The following is a 1,206-nucleotide window of genomic DNA, read 5'->3' as shown; positions in this document are numbered from 1 at the left end:
TGAAATAGTGATATTTTAACAAATCCCCGCAGTTTTAATCACACCCGATTATAACCACGATCCACTATAACAATATCACCTTCGATAAACGGGTAATGCGCCAGACTTTCACCGACATACTTATCGGTGACTTCAATGTGAACGATGCTTAAACTGACTAAATCAATGGCAATATGTAAGCGATAAGAGGTGCCATTAGCTCCAGCAACACTTAGCGAACTCCCATCTACCAATACAAAACGTAGTGCCCCCGGTAACTTGGTCACACCTGAAAACCACATTTGTTCTAAAATCATTTTTAGCCAGGGACCGCAAGCTCTCAGCCGTTTTTGTATGGCTGTATCCGTTATTTTTTCATTTAACAAGGTAACGTTTCCTGCAACCTCGCGTAATACCTGATCTACACCACAATACATCATCACTAAATGCATCAATTCCATTGGGCTTTTAATTTTACGAGCACGAAGAAAAGCTTTGCTTTCTATTGCTGTTTGCTGATAATCAAGTGGTAAATTCTCAAGTAATCCTTCAATAGTTTGTTCGTCTGATAGACTTAGTGGCATTGTTTCTTCTTGGAAAAAGGGTTTATTTTGCCAAAAAATTAATAAAAATCAACACTATGAACTCTTAAGTTGGCGCATATGGCTATTCGCCCTGTATCACGACTTTCAGTCGCCAAGCTCTCTAACCCACCCGTCTTTTAGCGGGTGGTTGTTTAGTTAACTCTTCAATAGACGCTTTCTCAACTTTTTCCATAACCCAGCTTGGCACAAATTTAAAATGTACTTTTAATACCAACAATACCTTCGCCAAAATGAAAATACACTCATTTTTATGAATTTTACAGCCTATAAGCGATTGATTTATATAGGTGTAAGATTGTCATTTTTGGATTAAATTAAAATTGGCGAAGGTATTGATACCAACACAAGACTTTTCATAACGCCTTTCTTAAACCCTTTCTCAAACGCTGAAAATCCTGGAAACGGAGCCTAAGCGAAGTGAAGATTTTTAGTCCGTGATAGCGATAGGGCCGGGTGTTTTCTCGAAGCGTCTTTTTGCGTAGATAAAATACAAGGCATTCCGACATCGCGTCAAGCCATTTGAGGTAACTAAATAAAAACCCCTCTAGGGTTTTTATAAGTGGACGCAGGGCGAATCAGGGCATCGCAGATTTTAATCAGTCCCGTTAAGCTTTTGCCGCGA

The 1,206-nt window shown here is 39.2% G+C and carries 1 protein-coding gene; it reads right to left on the bottom strand.

The window, feature by feature from the left end; translation table 11 throughout:
- Positions 1-38: 38 nt before the first annotated feature.
- Positions 39-563 carry a hypothetical protein gene (locus tag CDZ78_RS17835; RefSeq protein WP_087871188.1) on the bottom strand — a complete coding sequence of 175 codons (525 nt, stop codon included), beginning with the start codon at positions 561-563 and terminating at the stop codon, positions 39-41.
- Positions 564-1,206: the final 643 nt, after the last annotated feature.

This window comes from Bathymodiolus platifrons methanotrophic gill symbiont, from assembly GCF_002189065.1.
In the GTDB taxonomy this organism is placed as follows: domain Bacteria; phylum Pseudomonadota; class Gammaproteobacteria; order Methylococcales; family Methylomonadaceae; genus Methyloprofundus.
This window is presented reverse-complemented; position numbering and strand designations above follow the sequence as displayed.

Excerpts from the sequence above, each read along its gene's own strand:
- CDZ78_RS17835 (WP_087871188.1), bottom strand. The coding sequence starts at position 563 with ATGCCACTAAGTCTATCAGACGAACAAACTATTGAAGGATTACTTGAG.